The organism is Halomonas sp. AOP43-D1-4 (assembly GCF_052446175.1).
Lineage (GTDB): Bacteria > Pseudomonadota > Gammaproteobacteria > Pseudomonadales > Halomonadaceae > Vreelandella > Vreelandella citrativorans.
Genome location: NZ_JBQSVY010000005.1, coordinates 24,062 through 43,747, shown reverse-complemented (window position 1 = coordinate 43,747; position 19,686 = coordinate 24,062). Strand labels below are relative to the sequence as shown.

The 19,686-nt window shown below is 55.0% G+C and carries 14 protein-coding genes and 4 tRNA genes; 2 read left to right on the top strand and 16 right to left on the bottom strand.

The annotated features are described in order from the left end of the window. Positions 1-103 precede the first annotated feature (103 nt). The 16 genes from rpsG to ACT3RQ_RS06550 form a co-directional block, all read right to left on the bottom strand. Positions 104-574: a 30S ribosomal protein S7 gene (gene rpsG / locus ACT3RQ_RS06625; protein ID WP_018917738.1), complete on the bottom strand. Its 471-nt coding sequence runs from the start codon at positions 572-574 to the stop codon at positions 104-106. Positions 575-729: 155 nt separating this feature from the next. Further along, positions 730-1,104, bottom strand: coding sequence for a 30S ribosomal protein S12 (gene rpsL / locus ACT3RQ_RS06620; protein WP_009098973.1), 375 nt, complete (start codon positions 1,102-1,104; stop codon positions 730-732). Between the two features lie 188 nt (positions 1,105-1,292). Next, complete coding sequence (rpoC, locus tag ACT3RQ_RS06615; RefSeq protein ID WP_444621346.1) at positions 1,293-5,507, bottom strand: DNA-directed RNA polymerase subunit beta'; 4,215 nt, start codon at positions 5,505-5,507, stop codon at positions 1,293-1,295. Between the two features lie 10 nt (positions 5,508-5,517). Next, positions 5,518-9,594 (bottom strand): DNA-directed RNA polymerase subunit beta, encoded by a 4,077-nt coding sequence (rpoB, locus tag ACT3RQ_RS06610; protein WP_444639382.1) that lies wholly within the window; start codon positions 9,592-9,594, stop codon positions 5,518-5,520. Between the two features lie 257 nt (positions 9,595-9,851). Then, positions 9,852-10,223 carry a 50S ribosomal protein L7/L12 gene (rplL, locus tag ACT3RQ_RS06605; protein WP_087108966.1) on the bottom strand — a complete coding sequence of 124 codons (372 nt, stop codon included), beginning with the start codon at positions 10,221-10,223 and terminating at the stop codon, positions 9,852-9,854. 111 nt (positions 10,224-10,334) lie between these two features. After that, positions 10,335-10,838, bottom strand: coding sequence for a 50S ribosomal protein L10 (gene rplJ, locus ACT3RQ_RS06600; RefSeq protein ID WP_106374976.1), 504 nt, complete (start codon positions 10,836-10,838; stop codon positions 10,335-10,337). Positions 10,839-11,141: 303 nt separating this feature from the next. Beyond that, on the bottom strand, positions 11,142-11,834 hold the full coding sequence (gene rplA / locus ACT3RQ_RS06595; protein ID WP_193053650.1) for a 50S ribosomal protein L1: 693 nt from the start codon (positions 11,832-11,834) through the stop codon (positions 11,142-11,144). A 2-nt stretch (positions 11,835-11,836) separates the two neighbouring features. Continuing rightward, positions 11,837-12,268, bottom strand: coding sequence for a 50S ribosomal protein L11 (rplK, locus tag ACT3RQ_RS06590; RefSeq protein WP_172117721.1), 432 nt, complete (start codon positions 12,266-12,268; stop codon positions 11,837-11,839). 104 nt (positions 12,269-12,372) lie between these two features. Next, the gene (gene nusG, locus ACT3RQ_RS06585; protein WP_193053651.1) at positions 12,373-12,906 is read right to left on the bottom strand and encodes a transcription termination/antitermination protein NusG; all 534 of its coding nucleotides are present in this window, start codon (positions 12,904-12,906) and stop codon (positions 12,373-12,375) included. Positions 12,907-12,914: 8 nt separating this feature from the next. Continuing rightward, on the bottom strand, positions 12,915-13,298 hold the full coding sequence (gene secE, locus ACT3RQ_RS06580; RefSeq protein ID WP_193053652.1) for a preprotein translocase subunit SecE: 384 nt from the start codon (positions 13,296-13,298) through the stop codon (positions 12,915-12,917). 69 nt (positions 13,299-13,367) lie between these two features. Further along, positions 13,368-13,443: transfer RNA gene (locus ACT3RQ_RS06575), tRNA-Trp, on the bottom strand. A 172-nt stretch (positions 13,444-13,615) separates the two neighbouring features. Beyond that, positions 13,616-13,690 (bottom strand) — tRNA-Thr (locus tag ACT3RQ_RS06570). A 14-nt stretch (positions 13,691-13,704) separates the two neighbouring features. Then, positions 13,705-13,778: transfer RNA gene (locus ACT3RQ_RS06565), tRNA-Gly, on the bottom strand. A gap of 104 nt (positions 13,779-13,882) precedes the next feature. Then, a tRNA-Tyr gene (locus ACT3RQ_RS06560) sits at positions 13,883-13,966 on the bottom strand. A 119-nt stretch (positions 13,967-14,085) separates the two neighbouring features. Next, positions 14,086-14,925, bottom strand: coding sequence for a type III pantothenate kinase (locus tag ACT3RQ_RS06555; protein WP_172117724.1), 840 nt, complete (start codon positions 14,923-14,925; stop codon positions 14,086-14,088). Then, on the bottom strand, positions 14,922-15,905 hold the full coding sequence (locus ACT3RQ_RS06550) for a biotin--[acetyl-CoA-carboxylase] ligase (RefSeq protein ID WP_172117725.1): 984 nt from the start codon (positions 15,903-15,905) through the stop codon (positions 14,922-14,924). The genes ACT3RQ_RS06555 and ACT3RQ_RS06550 overlap by 4 nt, the downstream gene beginning before the upstream one ends. Positions 15,906-16,068: 163 nt before the next feature. Between ACT3RQ_RS06550 and typA the strand changes: the two genes are divergently transcribed. Then, a complete protein-coding gene (gene typA, locus ACT3RQ_RS06545; protein WP_172117726.1) occupies positions 16,069-17,895 on the top strand; it encodes a translational GTPase TypA in 1,827 nt (608 codons plus the stop codon). Between the two features lie 318 nt (positions 17,896-18,213). Further along, entirely contained in the window at positions 18,214-19,647 is a 1,434-nt protein-coding gene (locus ACT3RQ_RS06540; RefSeq protein WP_444680165.1) for a sodium-dependent transporter, read from the top strand. The last annotated feature ends 39 nt before the right edge of the window (positions 19,648-19,686 follow it).

The window sequence follows — 19,686 nt, the reverse complement described above, 5'->3', positions numbered from 1 at the left end:
AACGACGCCCTGCTGAAACAACGTGCATATATAAACGCAAACTTTATAAACACTGCGCTTACAAACGCCGTACTTAAAAACGTCACTCTTGAAAGGGACGCTCTTAGAAACGATAGTGCGAGAAAGCCTTGTTGGCTTCGGCCATACGATGCACGTCTTCGCGCTTCTTAACAGCAGAACCTTTACCTTCTGCGGCATCCAGCATTTCGCCTGCCAGACGCTGAACCATCGTTTTTTCACCGCGGCGACGCGCCGCGTCTACCAACCAGCGCATAGCGAGCGCTTGGCGGCGTGACGGACGAACTTCAACCGGAACCTGATAGGTCGCACCACCCACGCGGCGCGACTTCACTTCGACCATCGGCTGGATGGTTTCCAGCGCTTTGTCGAAGATTTCCAGCGGCTCTTCACTACTACGCTCGGCAACCTTGTCCAACGCACCGTAAACAATGCGCTCAGCTATGGACTTCTTGCCGCTGACCATCAGGTGGTTCATGAACTTCGCCAGACGCTCACTTCCGAACTTGGGATCCGGCAGGATTTCGCGTTTAGCTACAACTCTTCTTCTAGGCATGATAAGCCCTCAATTAAGGATCCTTCAGGTAAACCCGGAACTCGCGCTTAGTATCGACTACCCTGCACTGCCCGACCTTACTCTTATCAGACCATCATATTCGTGTTGGACATTACGTTACATACGCTGCAAACGCAGCGTGACGGCAAGCTGCCTTAAGACTTCGGACGCTTAGTACCGTACTTGGAACGGCCCTGCTTACGATTCTGTACGCCAGAGGTGTCAAGGGCGCCACGAACGGTGTGATAACGCACACCTGGCAAATCCTTTACACGACCGCCGCGAATCAGAACAACAGAGTGCTCCTGCAGGTTGTGACCTTCACCACCAATGTAAGAAGAAACTTCGAAACCGTTGGTCAGGCGCACACGGCAAACCTTACGCAGGGCCGAGTTCGGCTTCTTGGGAGTAGTGGTGTATACGCGCGTACATACGCCGCGCTTTTGCGGACAAGCCTGAAGCGCGGGCACGTCACTTTTAGTAACGGGGCGCTTGCGCGGCTTACGCACTAGCTGATTAATCGTTGCCATGGTGTTTAGCTGACTCCAATGGTTGCCTAGCCTTTAACAAATACGGGCAGCGGATGCGGGCGCACCCACCCCACTGTTAAAGGCTGCGCATTCTAAAGGCTGACCCTAGTCGACGTCAAGTCTTGCCGGCGGTTTTACCGGCAAGATAGCGCTTCCAGGGTCAGATGCTCATTTTTTACTACTCGTTTTTAGAGCTCGTCGTCAGAATCAAGTGCTGTCAACTGTGCTCCAAGCTCCTGCTCTACCTCAGTCGCTGAGGGATTGAACAGGCGCTCAACGTCTTCGCGTTTGCGGCGACGTTCAGCGTGGTGAGTCAGACCGGTACCTGCCGGAATCAGACGTCCAACTACCACGTTTTCTTTCAGGCCGCGCAGATAATCGCGCTTGCCGGTAACGGCCGCTTCGGTCAGTACGCGGGTTGTCTCCTGGAAGGAGGCCGCAGAGATGAACGATTCGGTCGCTAGGCTGGCCTTGGTGATACCCAGCAACAAGCGCTGATACTTCGCCGGGAATTTACCTTCTTTTTCGAGACGAGCATTCTGCTCCAGCACGCGCACAAGCTCAGCCTGGTCGCCGGTGATGAAGTCAGAATCGCCTGAATCGGCAATTTCGACCTTACGTAGCATCTGACGCACAATAACTTCGATGTGCTTGTCGTTGATGCCTACGCCCTGCAGACGGTAAACATCTTGCACTTCGGCCGTAATGTACTTGGCAAGCTCCGCTACGCCGAGCAAACGCAGAATATCGTGCGGATTACTCGGGCCATCGGAGATGACCTCGCCCTTCTCAACACTTTCGCCTTCAAAAACGGCGATTTGACGCCATTTCGGGATCAGCGCTTCAAACGGATCGCCAGACCCTGGCGTAATCGTCAAACGACGCTTGCCTTTGGTCTCTTTACCGAAGCTCACCACACCGCTGATTTCGGCAAGGATCGCCGGTTCTTTCGGCTTACGTGCTTCGAATAGGTCAGCAACGCGTGGCAGACCACCGGTGATATCCTTGTTACCTGATGCTTCAACCGGAATACGGGCAACCACCTCACCCACACCGATGGTGGAACCATCATCAACGGAGATAATGGAATTGCCTGGCAGCAGATATTGCACTGGCGTGTTCGAGCCGGAAACCGACACGTATTCACCGGCCGCATCTTGCAGCATGACCATCGGACGCTTGTCGCGACCAGCCATCGGGCGAGCGGCGGACTCAATGACTTCGATAGAGGAGAGACCGGTCATCTCGTCGACTGAGCGGTGCATGGTGACACCTTCGTCGAGATCGATGAACTGCGCCTTACCCTCTACTTCAGCAATGATCGGATGGGTGTGCGGATCCCACTTGGCAACCATCGCACCGGCATCAACCACGTCGCCGTCGCGCACGGAAAGCTCAGCACCGTAGGGCAGCTTGTAGTACTCACGCTCACGACCGTGATCGTCAGCCACCGCCAGGGCGCTAGAACGCGATACCACGACCAATTTGCCGTCGGCACGCTCTACGTGCTTAATGTTGTGCAGACGAACCTTACCGCCGTGCTTGACCTGTACGCTATCGACGGCCGATGAACGCGATGCCGCGCCACCGATGTGGAACGTACGCATGGTCAGCTGGGTACCCGGCTCACCGATTGACTGAGCGGCGATAACACCGACAGATTCACCGATGTTGACCTGGTGACCGCGGGCAAGATCACGTCCATAACAGGACGAACATACGCCGTGCGGTGTGTCACAGGTAATGGTTGAGCGTACGATAATCTCATCCACACCCATGGTGTCGAGTTCAGCACACCACTTCTCGTCAAGCAGCGTGTTACGCGGGATCAGGACCTCTTCAGTACCCGGGTCAACCACATCCAGCGCAACCACACGACCCAATACGCGCTGTGATAGCGGTACGATGATGTCGCCACCCTCGATAATCGGGTGCAGGGTCAGACCGTTTTCAGTACCACAGTCAACCTCGGTGATCACCAGATCCTGAGCCACGTCCACCAGACGACGCGTCAAGTAACCGGAGTTAGCCGTTTTCAGAGCCGTATCCGCCAGACCTTTACGTGCACCGTGGGTCGAGATGAAGTACTGAAGTACGTTCAGGCCTTCACGGAAGTTGGCCACGATCGGCGTCTCGATGATCGAGCCATCCGGCTTGGCCATCAGGCCACGCATACCCGCCAACTGACGGATCTGAGCGGCACTACCCCGTGCACCGGAGTCGGCCATGATGAAGACGCTGTTGAACGATTCCTGCTCAACTTCGTTACCATCGCGGTCAATAACGGTCTCTTTGGAGATACCGGTCATCATCGCCTTGGCCACTTTATCGTTGGCCTTGGACCAGATATCGATAACCTTGTTGTATTTCTCGCCCGCAGTTACCAGGCCAGAAGAGAACTGGTCTTCGATCTCTTTAACTTCAGCTTCGGCCGCGTCGACGATCTCGGTTTTGGCATCCGGGATGACGAAGTCGTTAACGCCGATAGAGGCGCCGGACCAGGTCGCCAGACGGAAACCGGTGTACATCAGTTGGTCAGCGAAGATGACCGTCGGCTTGAGGCCGGAGCGGCGATATACTTCGTTGATCAGGCCCGAAATCGCCTTCTTCTTCATCGGCTGGTCAATCAGCGCAAACGGCACGCCTTCCGGCAGAATGCGGAACAGCAGCGCACGGCCAACCGTGGTTTCGTACAGACGACGATGGAAGGACTTCTCGCCGGTCTCTTCTTCAATATCGATCTCGTCCAGGCGCACCTTGACGCGGGCATGCAGCGATACTGACTGGGTGCCGAAAGCGCGCTCTACCTCGTTGAGGTCAGAGAACACCATGCCTTCGCCCTTGGCGTTGATCTTCTCACGGGTCATGTAGTAAAGACCCAGAACAACGTCCTGCGACGGCACGATGATCGGCTCGCCGTTGGCGGGCGACAGCACGTTGTTGGTTGCCATCATCAGTGCACGGGCTTCGAGCTGGGCTTCCAGGGTCAGCGGTACGTGTACCGCCATCTGGTCACCGTCGAAGTCGGCGTTGTAGGCCGCACATACCAGCGGGTGCAGCTGGATCGCTTTACCTTCAATCAGCAGCGGCTCAAACGCCTGGATACCCAGACGGTGAAGCGTCGGTGCACGGTTAAGCAGTACCGGGTGTTCGCGGATAACATCAGCAAGGATGTCCCACACTTCCGGCAGCTCGCGCTCAACCATTTTCTTCGCGGCTTTAATCGTTGAGGCGAAGCCTAGCGACTGAAGCTTGGAGTAGATAAACGGCTTGAACAGCTCCAGTGCCATTTTCTTCGGCAGACCACACTGATGCAGGCGCAGAGTAGGACCCACGGTAATTACCGAACGGCCCGAGTAATCGACGCGCTTACCCAACAAGTTCTGACGGAAACGACCCTGCTTACCTTTGATCATGTCGGCGAGCGACTTCAGCGGGCGCTTGTTGGAGCCCGTGATCGCACGGCCACGACGACCGTTGTCAAGCAAAGCATCGACCGCTTCCTGAAGCATACGCTTCTCGTTGCGCACGATGATATCCGGCGCATTAAGGTCGAGCAGACGCTTCAGGCGGTTGTTACGGTTGATCACACGACGGTAAAGGTCGTTGAGATCGGAGGTCGCGAAGCGGCCACCGTCCAGCGGTACCAGCGGACGTAGATCCGGCGGCAGGACAGGCAGCACTTCCATGACCATCCACGCCGGCGCATTGCCGGAGTGGTAAAACGCTTCCAGTAGCTTCAAACGCTTGGAAAGCTTCTTGATCTTGGTCTCAGAGTTGGTCTGCGGAATCTCTTCACGCAGGGTATTAATCTCTTCTTCAAGATCAATATCTTTGAGCAGCTCTTGCACCGCTTCGGCACCCATGCGGGCATCGAAGTCATCGCCGAACTCTTCAAGAGCTTCAAAGTACTGCTCATCGTTCATCAGCTGACCACGCTCAAGCGTGGTCATGCCTGGATCGATAACAACGAAGGACTCAAAGTACAGCACGCGCTCGATATCACGCAGGGTCATATCGAGGAACATGCCGATACGCGACGGCAATGATTTCAAAAACCAGATGTGAGCAACCGGCGAAGCCAGCTCAATGTGCCCCATGCGCTCACGACGCACGGCTGCCTTGGTGACTTCAACGCCACACTTTTCACAAATGATGCCGCGGTGCTTCATGCGCTTGTACTTACCGCACAAGCACTCGTAATCCTTTACCGGGCCAAAAATCTTGGCGCAGAACAGACCGTCCCGCTCCGGTTTAAAGGTACGGTAGTTAATGGTCTCAGGCTTCTTCACCTCGCCAAACGACCAGGAGCGAATCATGTCCGGCGACGCCAGAGTAATCTTGATCGCGTCAAACTCTTCGGACTGAGACTGCGATTTGAGTACTTTCACCAAATCTTTCATAGCACGGCTCCTAGCTCTCTAACTCAATATCGATGCCCAGCGAGCGGATTTCCTTCACGAGTACATTGAAGGATTCCGGCATGCCTGCCTGCATGGTGTGGTCGCCATCCACGATGTTTTTGTACATCTTGGTGCGGCCTTCGACGTCGTCCGATTTGACGGTGAGCATCTCTTGCAGGGTGTAGGCCGCGCCATAGGCTTCCAGCGCCCACACTTCCATCTCACCAAAGCGCTGACCACCGAACTGTGCTTTACCACCCAAGGGCTGCTGGGTAACCAGCGAGTAAGAGCCGGTAGAACGAGCGTGCATCTTGTCGTCTACCAAGTGGTTCAGCTTCAGCATGTACATGTAGCCGACGGTGACCGGGCGATCAAACGCATCACCGGTACGGCCATCGTGCAGCACCATTTGGCCAGACTCAGGAATGTCAGCAAGCTTCAGCAAGTGTTTGATTTCGTGCTCTTCGGCACCATCAAATACCGGCGTGGCCATGGGGACACCGCCTTTCAGGTTTTTCGCCAGCGCGATAACTTCGTCATCACTGAGCGAGCCCAGATCTTCAAGGCGTGCACCCGGCGTGTTGTATACCTGGCCAAGGAAGTCACGGATCTCGGCAACCTGCTGGCCGCGCGCATCACGTAGCATAGCGTCGATTTTGACACCCAAACCACGCGCTGCCATTCCCAGGTGCGTTTCAAGAATCTGACCCACGTTCATACGCGACGGTACACCCAAGGGGTTAAGTACCACATCGACCGGCTCGCCCTTCTCATCGAACGGCATGTCTTCGATCGGCATAATCGCGGAGATAACACCCTTGTTACCGTGACGACCCGCCATCTTGTCGCCTGGCTGGACACGGCGCTTGACTGCCATGTAAACCTTGACGATTTTGAGCACGCCAGGCGCCAGGTCATCGCCCTGAGTCAGCTTGCGTTTCTTGTCTTCAAAACGCTCGTCCATCTCTTTACGACGGTTTTCCAACTGCTCGTCGGCCTGGGCCAGAAGCTCGTTGTAAGCCTCATCCTGCATGCGCAGCTTGAACCACTGCTGACGCGGCAGCTCGTCGAGGTAAGCCTCGTCCAGCACGTCGCCTTTCTTGAGGTTCGGGCCGCCATTAACCGCTTGGCCATCCAGCGTACGCTGCAGACGCTCAAACGTTGCGTCTTCAGCAATACGGTAGGTTTCCTGCAGGTCCTTACGCACTTCATCCAGCTGCATTTGCTCGATGGAGAGCGCACGTGAATCTTTTTCAACGCCGTCGCGAGTGAACACCTGAACGTCGATAACCGTACCTTTCATGCCCGTAGGAGCACGCAGGGAGGTATCTTTTACGTCAGACGCTTTCTCACCGAAGATCGCACGCAGCAGCTTCTCTTCTGGCGTCAGCTGGGTTTCGCCCTTCGGCGTTACCTTACCGACCAGAATGTCGCCCGGGCCAACTTCAGCACCGATGTACACGACGCCCGCCTCGTCCAATTTACCCAGCGCGGACTCACCGACGTTGGGAATATCAGAGGTGATCTCTTCCGGCCCTAGCTTGGTGTCGCGAGACACACAGGTCAGTTCCTGAATGTGGATCGTGGTGAAACGGTCTTCTTGAACGACCCGCTCAGAGAGCAGGATGGAGTCCTCGAAGTTGTAGCCGTTCCAGGGCATGAACGCGATGCGCATGTTCTGACCCAGTGCCAGGTCACCCATGTCAACAGACGGGCCGTCAGCCAGAATATCGCCACGTGCAACGCTGTCGCCAGGGCGCACAATGGGGCGCTGGTTCATACAGGTGTTCTGGTTCGAACGGGTGTACTTGGTCAGGTTGTAGATATCAACGCCAGCTTCACCACCGATGATCTCATCTTCACTAACCCGTACTACCACACGACGCGCATCGACGGAGTCGATCACACCGCCACGACGCGCCACGGCACATACGCCGGAGTCACGCGCAACGAAGCGCTCCATGCCGGTGCCTACCAGCGGCTTGTCCGCACGCAGAGTAGGAACGGCCTGACGCTGCATGTTCGCACCCATCAAGGCGCGGTTAGCATCATCGTGCTCCAGGAACGGGATCAGGGCAGCCGCCACTGACACGACCTGGCGAGGAGAAACGTCCATCAGCGTCACTTGCTCAGGACGCATAAAGGTGGTTTCACCACGGTGACGCACCTGAACCAGGTCGTCAGAAAGCTTATTGGACTCATCTACCGCTGCAGAAGCCTGAGCGATGATGTAGTCACCCTCTTCAATAGCAGAGAGGTGCACGATATCGTCAGTTACCTGACCCGCATTCACCTTACGGTACGGCGTTTCGAGGAAGCCGTAGCTGTTGGTGTGGCTGTAGGTGGCCAGCGAGTTGATCAGACCGATGTTCGGTCCTTCAGGCGTTTCGATCGGGCATAAACGGCCGTAGTGCGTGGCGTGTACGTCACGTACTTCAAAGCCAGCGCGCTCACGGGTCAAACCACCCGGGCCGAGTGCAGACACACGACGCTTGTGGGTAACTTCCGAAAGCGGGTTGTTCTGGTCCATGAACTGGGACAGCTGGCTTGAACCGAAGAACTCTTTCACCGCCGCTGCCACTGGCTTGGCGTTGATCAAGTCCTGGGGCATCAGGCCTTCGCTTTCCGCCATGGAAAGACGCTCTTTTACCGCACGCTCAACGCGTACCAGACCGACACGGAACTGGTTCTCGGCCATTTCGCCCACACAGCGAATACGACGGTTACCCAGGTGATCGATATCATCAACGTCACCAAAGCCGTTACGGATATTGATCAGCTCGCGCAGCACATCGAGGATGTCCTTGCGATCCAGTACGCCGGAACCCGTGTCGGATTCACGACGCAGGCGACGGTTGAACTTCATGCGGCCTACGCCCGACAGGTCGTAGCGGTCCTCAGAGAAGAACAGGTTGTTAAACAACGTCTCGGCAGACTCTTTTGTGGGCGGCTCGCCGGGACGCATCATGCGATAAATTTCAACGAGCGCTTCAAGTGCGGAGCCAGTCGTATCCAACTTTAAGGTGTCGGAAATGAACGAGCCGCAGTCGAGGTCGTTGGTGTAAAGCGTTTCAATGCGCTTGATGCTGCCTTGCGCCATGCGCTCAAGCACTTCAGGGGTAATTTCGGTGTTGCACGGGCAGATCAGCTCACCGGTTTTGGTGTCAATCTGATCCTTGGCCAGCGTTTTACCGAACAGGTATTCCATCGGTACTTCCAGACGCTCAAGGCCGGCTTTTTCAAGCTGACGAATGTGCTTCTGAGTAATCCGACGACCTTCTTCAACAATAATGTCGCCGTTGCCATCCTTGATATCAAAGGTGGCGGTTTCGCCGCGCAGACGCGAGGGTACCAGCTCCACGGAGAAGCCAGACTTCTCGATGTGGAAAACGCTGGTTTCGAAGAACTCACCAAGGATTTCTTCAGTACTCATGCCTAACGCACGCATCAGCACCGAGGCCGGCAGTTTACGGCGACGGTCAATACGTACAAACACGTTGTCTTTGGGGTCGAACTCAAAGTCCAACCAGGAACCACGGTAAGGAATTACGCGAGCAGAGTAGAGCAACTTGCCAGAAGAGTGGCTCTTGCCTTTGTCGTGATCGAAGAACACACCGGGCGAGCGGTGGAGCTGGGAAACGATAACCCGCTCAGTACCATTGATAACAAAGGTACCGTTCTCAGTCATCAGGGGGATTTCCCCCATGTAGACTTCTTGCTCTTTAATATCCTTGATTGCCTTGTTCGAGGAATCGCGATCATAAATGATCAAGCGAACCTTGACGCGCAGCGGGGCGGAATAGGTCACGCCACGCAGCTGACACTCCTTAACATCGAACGCCGGCGTACCAAAGCGATAGCTAACGTACTCAAGTGCCGCGTTGCCCGAGAAACTCTCGATCGGGAAAACGGACTTGAACGCCGCATGCAGGCCAACTTCGTGACGCTCATCAGGCGAACGATCTTGCTGGAGAAAGTCGTAATAGGAATCAAGCTGGATGGCCAGCAAGTAAGGCACATCCATCACTTGGGGCAGTTTGCCGAAATCCTTGCGGATGCGTTTTTTCTCAGTATATGAGTAAGCCATCTGTATTCCCCAGCTTGTTCACCATGGGTGACCGATGCGTGGTCATCGCTGCCCTGCGCGGGCGTGTCAGACGCAGACAGCAAGCTCCTAAACCGGTAGCTCGCCGTCGAAAATCTTGATCGATAACAGTATTACAACAACGGTATTACTGTGTTTCTGGTGCAACCTTAACGTTGCAACAGAAAAAGGCCGGCAGCGGGAAAACCCGCCGCCAGCCGTGGAAGCTTACGCAGCGCGTAAAGCCGTCAGCACAAGAATTACTTGAGCTCGACGCTTGCGCCCGCTTCTTCCAGCTTCGCTTTTGCTGCTTCTGCGTCGTCTTTGGACATGGCTTCTTTGATCGTTGCCGGAGCGCCGTCAACAGCGCCTTTAGCTTCTTTCAGGCCAAGACCAGTGATTTCGCGAACTGCTTTGATGACGTTAACTTTCTTGTCACCAGCAGCGGTCAGAACCAGGTCAAACTCAGTTTGCTCTTCTGCAGCAGCTTCGCCGCCAGCAGCCGGGCCAGCCATAACAGCTGCAGCAGCTGATACGCCGAATTTCTCTTCCATTGCTTCGATCAGCTCAACAACTTCCATTACGGACATGTCGGCTACAGCATTGATGATATCGTCTTTAGACAGTGCCATTTTTCATTCCTAACTTTGCGGGAGTCTCGGTCGGCCGAGAACTCGGGATTCATTGCTCGGTTCAGGCAACGCAACCGACATAGCGTTCACGCTGCCTGCAAAAAGGTCTGCTTACGCAGCTTCTTCTTGCTTCTGATCGCGCAGAGCGGCCAGAGTACGAACCAGCTTGCCAGCGGAGGCTTCTTTCATTACCGACATCAACTTGGCAATTGCTTCGTTGTAAGTCGGTAGGGTTGCCAGACGGTCGATGTCAGCAGCCGGGATCAGTTCGCCTTCGTAGGCCAACGCCTTCACTTCGAAGTTCTGCTCAGTTTTAGCAAAATCCTTGAACAAACGAGCGGCAGCGCCCGGATGATCAGTAGAGAAAGCCAACAGAGTCGGACCAACAAAGCTCTCGTTCAGACACTCCCACTGAGTGCCCTCGAGGGCGCGGCGAGCCAGCGTGTTACGAACAACACGCAGCTCTACACCATTCTCACGTGCCTGCTTGCGCAGATCGGTCATTTTACCGACCGTTACACCGCGAGAATCGGCAACTACGACGGAGAGTGCGCCCTTGGCCGCTTCACTGACCTCGGCAACAATCGCTTTCTTGCCTTCAAGTGCTAGTGGCACAGTGATCACTCCTTCGTGCCGGAGCCTTTTTAAGGCGCCGGAGGTTACCATCTCTTCCAGACCTACTCTAACCAGCACTGGAAGCCTTAGGGGATGGTGCTCACCAGAAAGCAATGTCGCTAAAAAGCTTCAACCAACTGGCGGCCACACCATCTGCGCAGGCGCTTTAGGCAATTAAGCCGCGCTGAGATGAAAACATCCAACGCGGCACCTGCGGTCTTTGACGGTGCTCCAGTAGGCTTACCTAACTAGAGGACCGCAAAGTTCTTGCTCGGTTCTTACTTAAACCTGTCGACGATCTGCTTATACAAACGCAGAGTGGTCGATAGTCAGACCTGGGCCCATGGTAGTGGACAGGGTGACTTTCTTAAAGTAAATACCTTTAGAAGAGCTCGGCTTGAGCCTCTTAAGGTCAGCAACCAGCGCTTCCAGGTTGCCTTGAACAGACGCAGCATCAAACGTCACTTTACCCAGTGTCGTGTGAATAATACCGTTTTTGTCAGTACGGAAACGTACCTGACCGGCCTTGGCGTTCTTAACTGCGGTTGCAACGTCAGGCGTTACGGTGCCGACTTTCGGGTTCGGCATCAGGCCGCGCGGACCAAGAATCTGGCCCAGCTGACCAACAACGCGCATAGCGTCCGGAGAAGCGATAACGACGTCAAAATCCATCACGCCTTTCTTCACTTGCTCAGCCAGCTCATCCATACCCACAATGTCAGCGCCTGCTTCTTTAGCAGCATCAGCGTTAGCACCTTGAGTGAAGACCGCTACGCGTACATCTTTACCAGTACCGTTAGGCATGACGGTTGCGCCACGAACGACCTGGTCAGATTTACGCGGATCAACACCCAGGTTGATCGCGACATCAACAGACTCATTGAACTTAACAGTAGACAGCTCAGAAAGCAGTGCAACCGCGTCTTCCAGAGAGTACGTCTTGTTGGCATCTACTTTCTCGCGAATGACCTTCGCGCGCTTAGACAGTTTAGCCATGATCAGAGACCCTCCACGTTAAGGCCCATGCTACGAGCGCTGCCTGCGATAGTACGTACGGCGGCATCGAGATCAGAAGCCGTCAGATCAGGCTCCTTGGTTTTGGCGATCTCTTCAATCTGCTCGCGCGTCACGGTACCGACCTTCTTCTTGTTCGGCTCACCAGAACCCGACTTGATACCAGCGGCTTTTTTCAGCAGCACGGCAGCAGGCGGTGTTTTGGTAACGAACGTGAAGCTACGGTCAGAGTAGACAGTGATCACGACAGGCGTCGGCAGACCCGGCTCAATCTCTTGAGTCGCTGCGTTAAACGCCTTACAAAATTCCATGATGTTCACACCGTGCTGACCCAGTGCTGGGCCTACGGGCGGACTTGGATTGGCTTTACCTGCAGCTACCTGCAGTTTGATATAAGCCTGGACTTTCTTGGCCATGGTAAACACTCCAATTGGGTAATAGCGCCTTGCGGCTCCCCGGGACTAGCGAGACAGCCAACGGCTGCCTCTTACGAACTTACGACGTTTTCTTAACCTGCATCCTACTCTTTCTCGACCTGAGAAAATTCAAGCTCGACAGGTGTTGCACGCCCAAAGATCAATACACTGACCTGCAAACGGCTCTTGTCGTAGTTGACTTCTTCAACCAAACCGTTGAAGTCGGCAAAAGGACCATCGATAACACGTACCGACTGGCCCGGCTCAAACATTGTCTTGGGCCGCGGCTTATCGGTTCCGTCTTTAACGCGACGCAAAATAGCGTCCGCTTCACGGGTCGTGATCGCAGCCGGTTTCTCTTTCGTTCCGCCAATGAAGCCCATAACGCGCGGAGTCTCATTAACGAGATGCCATGTCTCATCGACCATCTCCATCTCGACTAATACATAGCCGGGATAGAATTTACGCTCACTCTTGCGGCGTTTGCCGTCGCGCATTTCCACGACTTCTTCCGTCGGCACCAGAATTTCGCCAAAACGATCTTCCATACCGTACATTTTTACGCGCTCAATCAGTGAGCGCATAACATGCTTCTCAAAACCGGAATAGGCGTGGACGACGTACCAACGTTTGGACATGAAAACTCCTAACCAATGACGCCGGACATTGCCCAGCCAAGAAGAGTGTCAATCAACCACAGCATCAACCCCACCACGAGAACCGCCACCAGAACAATCGCAGTGGTTTGAATAGTCTCGGGACGGGTCGGCCATACAACGCGCTGAATCTCTTTCTTGGCGCTTACGGCAAGCTCTGTTAAGTCGCGACCTTTAGTAGTGGTAAGTGCGATAAAACCTGCAAGCGCACACAACACCACCACACCTAATACGCGGTAGAGCAAGCCAATATCGGCGAAATAGGTATTACCAACGACAGCAACGACAAGCAGCGCTGCAACCACAGCCCACTTAAGCCCGTCATGGCGCGCCTGCTGCACCTCGGTACCGTGCTTTACAGAACCAGGCTTCATAAAACGAGACTCCTTGGGATGCGGCTACAATAAAGGAATTCTGAAAAAACATGCCAACCTGGGGAAGGTTGGCAGGCCAGGAGGGACTCGAACCCCCAACCTGCGGTTTTGGAGACCGCTGCTCTGCCAATTGAGCCACTGGCCTATCATCGCTGCATAGGAAAAGAAAAGCCTACACAACAGCGGGCGCCATGATAGCGGAGAAATAACCACCTGACAACCCCACTCTGCATCGAACACTCAAAATATGCAGCGCCCTACGACAGAGACGAACTCAGAAACAAAAAAAGCGAGCTTCGCTCGCTTTTCTCGAAATATGGAGCTCATGGACGGAATTGAACCGTCGACCTCACCCTTACCAAGGGTGTGCTCTACCCCTGAGCTACATGAGCAAAATCACATCAACTGGAGCGGGCGGCGGGAATCGAACCCGCACCATCAGCTTGGAAGGCTGAGGTTCTACCGTTGAACTACGCCCGCGTAACTGCTGCATGGATTACAAGCCGCTGCACGCCGAACGATAGACAATGCCCTCTACCGGCTTTCATCCCACAACACCGAAAAACGTCGCTGCTGCTTAAATCTGGTGGAGAGAGAAGGATTCGAACCTTCGAAGCTTTCGCGGCAGATTTACAGTCTGCTCCCTTTGGCCACTCGGGAATCTCTCCAGCGTTGGCGGCACATTATGCCAGCCTCCAAAACACTGTCAAGCTAGATATTTACTTAATTTATCGTAGCTTGCGATGCTAGCGCATCTGTTAGCTGCCTTGGAACGCGCTGCATTTTGTCAAAGCAGCATAGAGAATGCAAGCCCTGCGCGAATTTTTTCTAACGATACAGGCTCAGGCACCCGCGGCGCACCGGCCATTTTTCCTGCTCGTTCAGTGAAGGTAAGCGGAAAACTGGCCTCAAGCCCCCCATACACCATATCAGGCCATACCGCGTGAGGCACCTGCACGCCTCGAGAAACCACGCGTGCATCGCCGCCTGTTAACAGCACGGGTAGCGCAATGCCCTGCTGATCGCACACTTCGCTATAAATACGGTTAATCGCGCTAACAGCCGCCATATAAATCCCGTGATTAACCGCATCGACGGTGCGACGCCCAGGCTCCAGCAAAGCGTCCGCCTCGCTTTCAGGATCAATCGCGACATTGCGGGTACCCAGCTTTAAGCTCTCTTTCATTAGCCGCAGCCCCGGGATAATAAAGCCCCCCAGGTGCATACCGCCAGGCAGCACAAAATCAATAGTGATTGCACTACCACAGTCGACCGCACAGCAGCCTCCGGCCAGTTGGTATCCGGCAAGCGCTCCCATCCATCGGTCGACCCCCAACCGAGAGGGCTCCTCATAGCCGTTAACAACGCCCAACGCTTCAGGTGTTGAGTGCGCCACATAGACATGGCGCACCTTGTGGCGCAGCAGCGTCACCGTCTCCTCCAATACAGCGGCCCGGGCAACGCTTGAAATACGTACGGCCTCAACCACATCAAGGTCTGGAATATCCGCCCCTGGGCGCCACTCTTCGCGCGTCCAGACAGCACCGCGCGAGCGTATTTCACTACTTTCGGCATCCTTGAGCCGCCATTTCGACAAGGTATTACCGATATCCAAATCCAGAATCATAAGCGCCTGCGTACGCTGATCTCACCGCCTGCCAAGCGCCGCGAGTGACCGTTTTCAGTAACCCATAAGTTACCGCTGTTATCGACGTCGCCTGCGATCGCATCGCTGACGCGCTCCCCTTGAATGATGCGTACCGGCGCGCCTACATACGCATGGCGCGCATTCCACTCATCGCGCCATGCGGCAAAACCGACGTGTTCAAAATCTGCCAGCATGCTCAGAAGCCCCGCCACAACATCTGACGCCAACTGATTTCGCGTATGCCCGGCATGCACATCAAACAGCGCAGCTACCGGCTGGTCAATGGCGGCGCGCTGAGACTCGGTTAACGACAGGTTCATGCCCATGCCAATCACAACCTCGCAAGGCCCCGCCGCATCGCCCGTCACCTCAATCAATATGCCGGCCAGCTTGCCTAGCTCGTCGCCTGCATCCACCATCAGAATATCATTGGGCCATTTTAGCTTAGGCGCAGCGCCCAGTTGCTCAAGCACCTGAGACACAACCACGCCTACCGCAAGGCTTAACCCTTCAAGCGAGGCTACCCCCGCGTCAAAGCGCCAGCCCAACGAGAGCATCAAACTTTGTCCCCACGGGGTTGTCCATACGCGCCCACGGCGACCACGACCGGCGGTTTGGAGTTCAACCAGGCACACTTCGCCATGCCCCGCACCCTGGTTAAATCGCTGACGCAGATACTCATTGCTTGAAGGCAACTGGTCTTCGACAAATAATCGTGTCAACAAATGGCGTGCCTGAGCAGGCAGGTGCTCAACAATTCGAGCACCTTCCAATGGCTCAAGGCGGTGGGCTAATCGATAGCCCCTCCCTTTGACCGCCACCAATTCCACGCCCAAGGCTTCCAATTTTTTTAGCTGTTTCCATACAGCAGCCCGCGAAACGCCCAGCGTTTCGCCTAATTGTTCACCAGAGTGAACATTGCCATCGCTCAACAAACGCACCAGGTTACCGATGGTCATGTGCTTGCCCCAACTGGGAAAACGCCTATCTTAACGGATGCACGCAGGAGGCGAAAACTGCCGCGTTTGGGTTATTGACTTAACGCTTTATTTGAGACAAGGCTGGTAGTCGACCATACCGAGACCCTATAATGCCGCCCTATTTTCCCAGCAGGATCGCGTCGTGATCGAGAATCTTCGTAACATTGCCATCATCGCCCACGTTGACCACGGCAAAACTACCTTGGTAGACAAGCTGTTAAGTCAATCGGGCACACTAGACCGCAAGGCCGAAGCCCAAGAGCGGGTTATGGACTCCAATGACCAGGAGAAAGAGCGCGGCATTACGATCCTGGCCAAAAACACAGCCATTCAGTGGCAAGATGGCAATGGTACGGGCTACCACATCAACATCGTTGACACCCCTGGGCACGCTGACTTCGGTGGTGAAGTAGAGCGCGTTATGTCCATGGTGGATTCAGTGCTACTGCTGGTTGACGCAGTTGATGGCCCGATGCCGCAAACCCGCTTTGTGACTCAAAAAGCGTTCTCTCAAGGCCTCCAGCCGATCGTCGTGGTGAACAAGATTGACCGCCCTGGCGCACGCCCTGATTGGGTTATCGACCAGATTTTCGATCTGTTTGATAACCTGGGTGCCACCGACGAGCAGCTCGACTTCCCAATCATCTACTGCTCAGCACTCAACGGCATTGCCGGCATGGAGCCTGAAGCACTTGCCGAGAACATGGACCCCATGTTCCAGGCGATTGTAGATATCGTTAAGCCGCCGCAAGTTGAAGTCGACGGTCCCTTCCAGATGCAAATTTCCGCACTGGATTACAACAGCTACGTGGGTGTTATCGGTCTTGGCCGCATCAAGCGCGGCAGTGTCAAGCCGGGCCAACAGATCACCGTCATCACTAAGGAAGGCGCTACCCGCAAAGGTAAAGTCGGCCAGGTCATGACGCACATGGGTCTGGAGCGTGTACAAACGACCGAAGCGACCGCAGGTGACATCGTTTGTATCACCGGTATCGAAGATCTGGCGATTTCCGATACGCTGTGCGACAACAGTGCCGTTGAAGCCCTGCCGCCGCTTTCCGTTGATGAGCCAACCGTATCCATGACCTTCCAGGTCAATGACTCGCCGTTCGCCGGTAAAGAAGGCAAGTACGTCACCAGCCGTAATATCAAGGATCGTCTTGATCAAGAGCTGATTCACAACGTGGCACTGCGCGTTGAGCAGGGCGACACCCCTGAAAAATTCAAGGTTTCCGGGCGCGGCGAGCTTCACTTGTCGGTACTGATCGAAACCATGCGTCGTGAAGGCTTTGAGCTGGCCGTTGGCCGCCCCGAAGTTATCATCAAAGAGATCGACGGCATTAAGCAGGAGCCCTACGAAGAGGTCATCATTGACTGTGAAGAGCAGCACCAGGGCTCGATCATGGAAGAGCTTGGCTATCGTAAGGGTGAACTAACCAACATGAACCCGGATGGTAAAGGCCGTGTTCGTTTGGACTTCATCATTCCTGCACGTGGTTTGATCGGTTTCCGTGGTCAGTTCCTGACCCTGACATCCGGCACCGGCATCTTGACCAGCCGCTTTGACCACTACGGTCCGCTGAAGCCCGATGCGTCTATCGAACGTCGTAACGGCGTTCTGGTCTCTATGGTGGGCGGTAAAGCGCTGGCCTATGCCCTTTACGCGCTGCAAGAGCGTGGCAAGCTGATCATCGATCACGCTACCGAAGTCTACGAAGGCATGCTGATCGGTATTAACAACCGTGCCAACGACATGGTGGTTAACCCGACCAAGGGTAAAAAGCTCGATAACATGCGCTCCACCGGTAACGATGAAAACATCGTACTGACGCCGCCGATCAAGTTCACGCTGGAACAGGCCATTGAATTCCTGGATTCCGATGAGCTGGTGGAAGTCACGCCGACGCACATCCGCCTGCGTAAGAAGCACCTGACAGAGAACGAGCGTAAGCGCGCTGGCAAGAAATAAGTCAGCTGAGCAAACGCTCAACAAGCTCTAAAGCAAGACCGAAAGCCCGCCACCGTGCGGGCTTCCTTGTATCTGGGGAGCGCTCTTTGCAAACGTTTGCGCCATTCATTGCCCCGCGGCTACCTCCGCTACTCTTTTTTAAAGCCCCGCCAAGTGCACCAATAAACGCAGCCTAAACGCCAAGGCGCTGGAAAGCGCACGCATTCTACCGCACAGTAGCTTACAACTGGCGACGCCAAAGCTTTCTGCCAAACTGCAATACATACAGGCATTTGGATACCGATCTTTGCCTATCACTTGCACAGGAACACTCTGTACATGAGTGGACACAACGTCTGGACGCACAAGGGTACTTTTTTACTGGCGGCGGTAGGCTCCGCCGTGGGCTTGGGCAATCTTTGGCGTTTCCCGTATTTAACCGGTGAAAACGGTGGCGGGGCGTTTATCCTGGTGTATGCCGCCACCATTTTGGCCGTCGGCACTCCTATCCTGATCGCCGAGACCATGCTGGGCCGCACCAGCCGTCAGAGCCCTATTATGGGCATGCGGCACTTAACCAAAACGCACAAAGCCTCGCGCGCCTGGGAGTTAATCGGCTGGCTGGGCGCGGCTTCGGCTTTTTTGATTTTAAGCTTTTACTCGGTCATCGCTGGCTGGGCACTGCACTACACCGGGCTGATGCTGACCGGTTCGCTTGTGGGTGCCGACGCGCAAACGATGGCGGCGAGTTTTGACGCACTGCTGGCGTCACCTTCCCTTATGACGCTATATCACACGCTGTTCATTGCGGCGTCTGCACTCATCGTCAGCATGGGCGTTCACCGAGGAATTGAGACGGGCCTGCGCATTATGATGCCAGCGCTGTGCATTATTCTGACAGTAGTGCTTGTTTACAGTGTGATGAATGGTGATATACGTGCGGCGGCGCGCTTTCTGTTGACCTTTAACATCGCGGACCTGAGCCTTGAGGGCTGGCTACAAGCCGTGGGGCAGTCCTTCTTTACGCTAAGCCTGGGGATGGGCGCTATTATGGCCTACGGCGCCTATATGCCCGGCGATGCCTCTCTTACGCGCACCGCCATTGGCGTGGCCATAGTGGATACGGCGATTGCCATGGTGGCAGGGCTAGCGATTTTCGCGCTGGTATTTGGGGCAGGGCTTGAAACCGGCCAGGGTCCAGGGCTGATGTTTGTGACGCTGCCCCTTGCCTTCGCTGAAATGCCGCTGGGGGCGCTAATCGGCGGCGTCTTCTTTATTTTAGTGCTGGGGGCTGCGATTAGTTCCTCCATCTCGCTTATCGAGCCCGTGGCCGCTTTTCTGGTCGAGCGCTTCAACCTTACCCGGCCCCAGGCAGTCATCATCGTGGTGGTGGCGGCTTGGGCAATGGGACTGCTCACCGTCGCAAGCTTTAACATCGGTGCAGAAGACAGCCTTTTCCACCATCTATTTGGCCGCAGCGCCTTTGATGTTATCGAACTATTGACCAATATCTTTATGCCGCTGGGTGGCCTGATGATTGCGCTATTCGCGGGCTGGGTGCTCACCCAAAGCGAAGTGATGAAAGAGCTGGATACTACCCATGGCTGGTTTATTAGCTGGCGGTTTCTAGTGCGTTTTGTTGCCCCTACCGCGGTCGCGTTTGTCTTTTTACGCACTATTCCCCAGGTTGAGGGCTATATGATTCCTGCGCTTGGCGCACTACTACTGGTCGGCCTCTTTGCGCTTAGCCAACGACGCCAAAAACCGCGCTGATCAGCGCCCTACAATAACAATACAGACGACCCAATGGTC

Coding starts and splice junctions, on each gene's coding strand:
- ACT3RQ_RS06550 (WP_172117725.1), bottom strand. CDS start 15,905: ATGACCATCGGTAACCTGGTGCGTTTGTTGAGCGATGGCAATGTTCAC.
- rplK (WP_172117721.1), bottom strand. CDS start 12,268: ATGGCCAAGAAAGTCCAGGCTTATATCAAACTGCAGGTAGCTGCAGGT.
- ACT3RQ_RS06555 (WP_172117724.1), bottom strand. CDS start 14,925: ATGATTCTGGATTTGGATATCGGTAATACCTTGTCGAAATGGCGGCTC.
- ACT3RQ_RS06540 (WP_444680165.1), top strand. CDS start 18,214: ATGAGTGGACACAACGTCTGGACGCACAAGGGTACTTTTTTACTGGCG.
- nusG (WP_193053651.1), bottom strand. CDS start 12,906: ATGTCCAAACGTTGGTACGTCGTCCACGCCTATTCCGGTTTTGAGAAG.
- rpoB (WP_444639382.1), bottom strand. CDS start 9,594: ATGGCTTACTCATATACTGAGAAAAAACGCATCCGCAAGGATTTCGGC.
- rpsL (WP_009098973.1), bottom strand. CDS start 1,104: ATGGCAACGATTAATCAGCTAGTGCGTAAGCCGCGCAAGCGCCCCGTT.
- rpoC (WP_444621346.1), bottom strand. CDS start 5,507: ATGAAAGATTTGGTGAAAGTACTCAAATCGCAGTCTCAGTCCGAAGAG.
- secE (WP_193053652.1), bottom strand. CDS start 13,298: ATGAAGCCTGGTTCTGTAAAGCACGGTACCGAGGTGCAGCAGGCGCGC.
- rplA (WP_193053650.1), bottom strand. CDS start 11,834: ATGGCTAAACTGTCTAAGCGCGCGAAGGTCATTCGCGAGAAAGTAGAT.
- rpsG (WP_018917738.1), bottom strand. CDS start 574: ATGCCTAGAAGAAGAGTTGTAGCTAAACGCGAAATCCTGCCGGATCCC.
- rplL (WP_087108966.1), bottom strand. CDS start 10,223: ATGGCACTGTCTAAAGACGATATCATCAATGCTGTAGCCGACATGTCC.